4 protein-coding genes are annotated in these 3,045 nt (G+C 71.6%); all 4 read left to right on the top strand.

The annotated features are described in order from the left end of the window. Positions 1–113: 113 nt before the first annotated feature. Complete coding sequence (locus AB0D10_RS46065; protein WP_360269023.1) at positions 114–539, top strand: MobC family plasmid mobilization relaxosome protein; 426 nt, start codon at positions 114–116, stop codon at positions 537–539. Further along, a complete protein-coding gene (locus AB0D10_RS46060; protein WP_360269020.1) occupies positions 536–2,287 on the top strand; it encodes a mobilization protein in 1,752 nt (583 codons plus the stop codon). The genes AB0D10_RS46065 and AB0D10_RS46060 overlap by 4 nt, the downstream gene beginning before the upstream one ends. A 113-nt stretch (positions 2,288–2,400) precedes the next feature. Further along, complete coding sequence (locus tag AB0D10_RS46055) at positions 2,401–2,802, top strand: hypothetical protein (protein WP_360269017.1); 402 nt, start codon at positions 2,401–2,403, stop codon at positions 2,800–2,802. A gap of 71 nt (positions 2,803–2,873) precedes the next feature. After that, positions 2,874–3,045, top strand: a 172-nt coding sequence (locus tag AB0D10_RS46050; RefSeq protein WP_360269027.1) for a helix-turn-helix domain-containing protein, incomplete at its 3' end; no start/stop codon positions are given.

The raw sequence follows: 3,045 nt of genomic DNA, 5'->3' as shown, positions 1-3,045 counted from the left end.
AAGTGGCTCGCCCAGCGGATCTTCGAGGACTACGGCGACGCCGACCCGAGCCTCGACGCGCGGACCGTTGCCGTGCTGGTGCGGGACCGTCTGGTCGGGGAGTCGGCCCAGGGGTGCCGACCAAGGGGGAGGACGAGCAGCAGCCGATCGCCGTCCGCGCCGCGCCGCGCCGACGCCTGCGCCAGAACGTGCCGCGCACCAACCGCATCTGCCCGCGATTCAGTGACTCCGAGTGGTCCCTTCTCCAGCGCGCCGCCGCCCGAGCCGACCTTGCCCCCGGCGGTTACACCGCTGCCGCTGCCGTGGCCGCCGCCGTCAGCACCGACCCGAGCGCGGCCGTCGCCGACTACCGTCGCGGCATCCAGGAACTCATGGAGTCCAACCGCCAGCTCGGCGCGGTGGGCAACAACCTCAACCAGCTGGCCCACTTCGTGAACGCCGGCGGCCAGCCGGGCGCCGAGCTGCGGCAGCTCCTGGCCCGCGTCGAAGCCTCCATCGACGCGGTCGACGACGCGGTCGACTGGCTGGTCCGCCGGTGATCCCCAAGATCCGCAACGGCACCGACCGCGCCTTCCCCCTCATCGACTACCTCTTCGGACCCGGCAAGCACGAGGAACACACCGACCAGCATATCGTCGCCTCCTGGAACGGCTTCGCGCCCGACCCCGGTCCCAACCCGGAGCGGCACCGGGTCGCCAAACTCGCCAACCAGCTCGACCAGCCCGTCAAGGCCCTCGGCAAGCAGGCCCCGGCCAACAAGATCTGGCACTGCTCCGTCCGTACCGCCCCCGGCGACCGCCACCTCGACGACGCCGAGTGGGCCACCATCGCCCGCCGCATCGTCCACGCCGCTGGCATCGCCCCCGAAGGCGACACCACCGCCTGCCGCTGGGTCGCCGTCCGCCACGCCGACGACCATATCCACATCGCCGCCACCCTCGTCCGCCAGGACGGCCGCCTCGCCGGCCTCTCCTTCGACCGGCGCAAGGCCCAGGCCGAGGCCCGCCTCATCGAGAAGGAGTACGGCCTGCGACAGCTCAACCCAGGCGACGGCACCGCCGCGAAGAACCCCACCAGCCAGGAGCACTTCAAGGCCGAACGCACCGGCCGCACCGAGCCCCCGCGCGAGACCCTGCGCGAAGCCGTCCGCCAAGCCGTCGCCGGAGCCGCCAGCGAGGAGGAGTTCTTCACCCGCCTGCGCGAGGCCGGCCTGCGGGTGAAGCTGCGCCATCTGCCTTCCGGTGACCTTATTGGCTACAACGTCGCCCTGCCCGGCGACCGCAACCGCGCCGGCGAGCCCATCTGGTTTCCCGGATCCAAACTCGCCCCCGACCTCTCCCTCCCTCAAATCCGCCGCCGCCTCGACGGGGCACCCGCTGCCGGCACCCCGGAGGCCGACGACCGTGCTGCCCGTACCGGCCGCTCCGCTCCCGCGCGCCGCCGCCGAGACGCCTCCGGTGCCGCCGAGCGCGCCGTCGTCGTCCTGGACCGGGATGACGACGAAGCCGCTGCCCACCTCGTCGGCACCGGGGAACTCCTCGACGCCCTCGCCCAGACCTCCCCGGCCGCCACCCGCGCCGAACTGCGAGACGCAGCGCGCTCCTTCGAACGCGCTACCCGCAGCCACGTCCGCGCTGAGAGCGCCGACATCCGAGCCCTGCGCTCGGCTGCCCGCGGAATCGTCCACGCCGGCGGGGCGCTCGGACGTGGAGAGGACGGCGGCGCCACCGCGATGGTCCTGTCCACCCTCGTCCTGCTCGCCCTGGCCGCCGCCCGATGGCACTCCGCCCGGGGTCATGCGCAGCAGGCAGCAGCATCGCGGCAGGCGGCCGACCACCTGCGCGTCGCCTATCAGCAGGCCGCCGCCACCCCCATGAAGGCGATGCGCGAGGCAGGTCGGGAGCTGCCCGAGCCCGAACGCCGCCGCCACGAGGCCGCGATCCGGGCCGTCCTCGGCGAACCGGAGAGCCGCACGGGTACCAGCCGTCCGCACGATGCTCTGGCCGCCACCCTCGCCGAAGCCGAGAAGGCCGGCCACGACCCCAAGTCGCTCCTGGAGGATGCCACCTCCTGGCGAGAACTCGACACCGCTCGCGACACCACCGACGTGCTGGTCTGGCGCATCCGCCGCATCGCGGACTTGTCTACCAGCCCCGGCCAGCCCGGCAACGTGAAGACCGGAGTCGCCCGGACCAAGCCCACACCCGGTCGAACTGGCACCCGCACTGAATCGTCGGCGCCCGCCCGTTCCGCCACCGAACTCCGGCCCCAGGTAGCTCGACGCTGACTGTCAGATCCGACGGCCGCCCACCGGCCGTCAGACTGACACCCTGAAACCCATCGGCGCCCAGCTCCACCGGGTGTTGGGCAAGACCAGCGCGCCGCGAACGGAATACGCCCGTGCCCAGAATCACCGAGCAACCCACCACCAGCCCGACCACACCTATCGTCCATGGCCCGGTGGCCAGCGACCCCTGCTCCAACTGGACTACGAGACCCAGCCGCCGAGCGGTCCAGACGCGGTCCGCTGCGCGCAGTGCCCACCACGAGCTGGCACTGCGCGGCATACCGATGGTGTGCTCCGGTTGCCAGGCCGAACGCGACTGGCTGCTGATCAACCACGGTCGCCGCGCCTGGATCCGTTGTCGCTGCAGGACCGAGTGGCTCGAGTCCGAGATCGCCCGCAAGGACTACGACACGATGCTCGCCGACCCGACATGGACGTACTACCCCACCCTGGACCAAGGCGCGGATCGCACTCGGGTGCCCGGGACGTTCGCGGGACTCTACCTGGACTACTGACCTTGGCGCTTCAAGGTGATTGGCCTGTTTGCGTAGCTGACTGACGGCCATTTGCGCACTATGCCGTTGGTATGTGTTATGCGGATGGGGGCGGGATGACGGCGAAGGCACGTCAGCGCCGTGAGGCGGTGCGGCTGGAGGCCGCCGCGTTGTTCGACGAAGGTGTCCCACCGAAGGAGGTTGCCCGCAGGTTGCGGGTGACCGCGAAGTCGGCCTACCAGTGGCACCAGGCCTGGCGGGAGG

It is taken from the genome of Kitasatospora sp. NPDC048545 (genome assembly GCF_040651155.1).
GTDB lineage: Bacteria > Actinomycetota > Actinomycetes > Streptomycetales > Streptomycetaceae > Kitasatospora.
This window is presented reverse-complemented; position numbering and strand designations above follow the sequence as displayed.